The sequence below is a fragment of the Mesobacillus sp. genome, assembly GCF_049588175.1.
Lineage (GTDB): Bacteria > Bacillota > Bacilli > Bacillales > Cytobacillaceae > Mesobacillus.
The window spans coordinates 1-3,079 of record NZ_JBAVFI010000417.1; the positions used below are offsets into that span (position 1 = coordinate 1).

The following is a 3,079-nucleotide window of genomic DNA, read 5'->3' on the forward strand; positions in this document are numbered from 1 at the left end:
CTCCTGTTGCCTGCTCATTTGAATAAATGCCTGATAAGCCGATCAGCAGGAAGGCTCCCGTTAAAATGAGGCCGAATACATTGACGAAATCTACTGCTTCCTGGGGAGCTTTATAATAAGAAATCCTGTCGATTTTAACCTCATTGTACATGTCCTTTTGAAGATCGAGTTTCGCCGCCAACGACTGATTCCCTTTCGATTCGGCTTCTTTTATTAATTGATTGAGGTTACCCTCTCGCTCTTTTATAGTCGACGCGATATTCTGGGACATCGCAATCGTTTCCGTTAACCCAGCCTCTGCACTTTTCCGCTCATTTACCGCATTTTCTTTTGAAAAATACTCACTCACTTCTGCATTCAATTTCTCTGCAGCAGCTATTTTTTCTGCTGTGATCGGTCCTTCCCACTCATTAAAAACCTCGCGGGTGACCTTTGTATCATACGTATTTGTAAAAGTAACCAAGGTAAACCAGCCAAACAGGAATAATCCCACGAAATAGAGACTCTTCTGCTTAAAAATCTTTGACAATTCCCATTGAATCAAGCTCATGCTCCTACCTCCTCGTCAAAGTAATAGAGATAGAGATCCTCAAGATTTACAGGGACATTGACGGCATTGGCCGCTGGTTTTTCCTCTGAAATGATCCTGAGCTCAATCCCCTCAGGCTGCCTTGAGATATTGCCAACCTTATAGGAAGCCTGGTAAGCGGGCACTTCCGCTTCACCGGCTGTGACACACCAAACCTTCTTCTGGATTTCGTGAATCAGGTTTTGCGGCGTATCTTTTTCAATCAGCTTGCCGTCCTTCATGATCAAAATTTCCTTGGCGATGTACTCAATATCGGACACGATGTGAGTGGACAGCAGCACGATCCGGTCCTTCGCAATCGTCGCCAGCAGGTTCCTGAAGCGGATTCTTTCTTTTGGGTCCAGACCTGCTGTCGGTTCATCAACAATCAGGATCTTCGGATCATTCAACAGCGCCTGAACGATGCCGACTCGCTGCTTCATACCGCCAGACAACTTTCCCATCTTTGTTTTCTTTTTTTCCGTCAGATTGACGGTTTCAAGCAGCTCTGCCACCTTAACCTTGGCAGCGTTTTTCTCCAGTCCTTTTAAACTGGCAATATAATAGAGGAATTTTTCCACTGTAAAATGCTTGTAATAGCCGATATGCTGGGGCAAATAGCCGAGCAAGTCGCGATAACGGTCGCCCATTTTGCCGATTTCCTCGCCGTTAAGGGTAATACTCCCGGATGTTGGCCTTGATACTGCGGCAAGCATGCGCATCAGCGTTGTTTTCCCTGAACCATTGGCACCAAGGAATCCATATACACCATTTGTCAGCTCCACCGTTACGCCATCGACTGCATGCTTTTCGCCAAATACCTTGGTAACATTTTCGATTCTAAGCTTCATAACGCTCTCTCCCAATATCGATTTTTCTAAAATTCAAAATGTGTATGGTCCAAATAATGATTCCTGCCAGAATCAATCCCGCTGCAGGCAAAGGGTTCATTTTTCGAAAAAACTCTGTGACCTCGGGAATCATTAAGCCCCCATAGCAAAAAGCAAACCAAACGGCGATGATCGTACCGCTAGCGACAATGCCTTTCGTTTTTAAAGCGATAAAAAACGCAACGCCTGTGGCAAATACGTATGGAATTGTCCAGACCAGAAAAAGGTTTGCTAGCTGCACTTCTGGATAAACAGCAACTGTGATGACAGAGATTATGATGTTCACAGCGAAGTTATAGAGTCCGACCACCAGCAGCCTTGAGGTTAAAATTTGCTGGGCATTATATTTGAACGTCAGCTCCAGCTCGACCAGACCTTCGTCTTTGCTCTTCAGGATTTCAAAAATCCCGACGAAAAATGGCAGTGGCGCGAGCGCAAATACAGTCAGATAAGGATTGTAATTAAACTTCAGCAGGCTGATGACGCCAAGCAATAGAAATAGACCATTCAAGCTCCAGAACAGCCAGCTGAAATTCATCAGTTCGCGTGAGCTGTTCATCACTAATGCTTTTGCTTTCCTTACCAGAATGGCAGAACTTCTTTCTTTTACAGTCACCTGTGCCATGATGAACTCAATCGAAGCTTCCATCTCATCTTCATTCGGAAAATCAATTTTATAGGAATCGAGATATTCTTTTACGTCATAATCAATTGGTGTTTCGTTCATCCATCTCACCCCTGTTCAAATATAGTTTCAGCTTTCCAAGCCCCTGTTTCAGCCTCGATTTGACCGTCGACTCCGTCGCATTGGTCACCCGGGCGATTTCGGATATTTTCATATCATTGTAGTATTTAAGCAGGATCGCCTCTCGCTGGAAATCCGGAAGCTCATCAAGCGCCTCTTTGATCTCTTTTCGTTTCTCGTTCTTTTCAAAAATTGAGGATACACTCTTTTCCGTTTTCGCATCCCGTTCCTGAAGCTCATATGTATTGCGGCTGTTTCGATGCGCCTTGCTTTTAAAATAATCCTTCGCATGGTTGCTGGCGATCGTCAAAACCCAGCTTTTGAATTCCGCTGAACCCTTATATTTCGAAATATTATTTAACACTTTGATGAATGTCTCCTGAGTCAGGTCCAGCGCGAGCTCCTTATCACCAGTCATCCGGTACAAAAATCCGTATACCAGCTTATAATGCCGCCGGACCAGGATTTCCTGGCTCGCCCTGCTGCCGCTTAACACCTCGGCTATCAATTCCTGATCGGTCATATCCTCACCTCCGATAAGCTAACGAGATTTTTTGGAAAAAGATTTAGTGTGCACATTATTTTTTAAAAATCTTCTAAAAGATAAACTTTTTCAAATCACACAAAAGGTTAATGCCATGAAAAAAACCCGTGAATTTCAATCACCGAGTCCCATAGTGACTTCTAATTTTCTATATATCGAAATAATTCTCCCTCAAAAATCCTATTCCTTTTTTCAACCGACAAAAAAAACACCGAAATAAGCTCAGCATAAGCTGAGTCGATTCGGTGTTTCCTGCTCAAGTTTTAATTTAATTATCCAGTAAGGATCAAGTCCCACACCACATCGAATTCCTGCCGGATCGTGGGTGATGC

Annotated in this window: 4 protein-coding genes; all 4 read right to left on the minus strand. The window is 43.8% G+C overall.

Translation table 11 applies throughout. The features are described from left to right. Window positions 1–550: hypothetical protein (locus WB217_RS10420; RefSeq protein WP_423993163.1), on the minus strand; the 550-nt coding region annotated here is incomplete at its 3' end. Next, on the minus strand, window positions 547–1,419 hold the full coding sequence (locus WB217_RS10425) for an ABC transporter ATP-binding protein (protein WP_423993164.1): 873 nt from the start codon (window positions 1,417–1,419) through the stop codon (window positions 547–549). The genes WB217_RS10425 and WB217_RS10420, both read right to left, overlap by 4 nt. Further along, window positions 1,409–2,185 carry a hypothetical protein gene (locus tag WB217_RS10430; protein WP_423993165.1) on the minus strand — a complete coding sequence of 259 codons (777 nt, stop codon included), beginning with the start codon at window positions 2,183–2,185 and terminating at the stop codon, window positions 1,409–1,411. Before WB217_RS10430 ends, WB217_RS10425 begins: the two co-directional genes overlap by 11 nt. Beyond that, window positions 2,166–2,726 carry an RNA polymerase sigma factor gene (locus WB217_RS10435; RefSeq protein ID WP_423993166.1) on the minus strand — a complete coding sequence of 187 codons (561 nt, stop codon included), beginning with the start codon at window positions 2,724–2,726 and terminating at the stop codon, window positions 2,166–2,168. Before WB217_RS10435 ends, WB217_RS10430 begins: the two co-directional genes overlap by 20 nt. Window positions 2,727–3,079 lie beyond the last annotated feature (353 nt).

Coding starts and splice junctions, on each gene's coding strand:
- WB217_RS10425 (WP_423993164.1), bottom strand. CDS start 1,419: ATGAAGCTTAGAATCGAAAATGTTACCAAGGTATTTGGCGAAAAGCAT.
- WB217_RS10430 (WP_423993165.1), bottom strand. CDS start 2,185: ATGAACGAAACACCAATTGATTATGACGTAAAAGAATATCTCGATTCC.
- WB217_RS10435 (WP_423993166.1), bottom strand. CDS start 2,726: ATGACCGATCAGGAATTGATAGCCGAGGTGTTAAGCGGCAGCAGGGCG.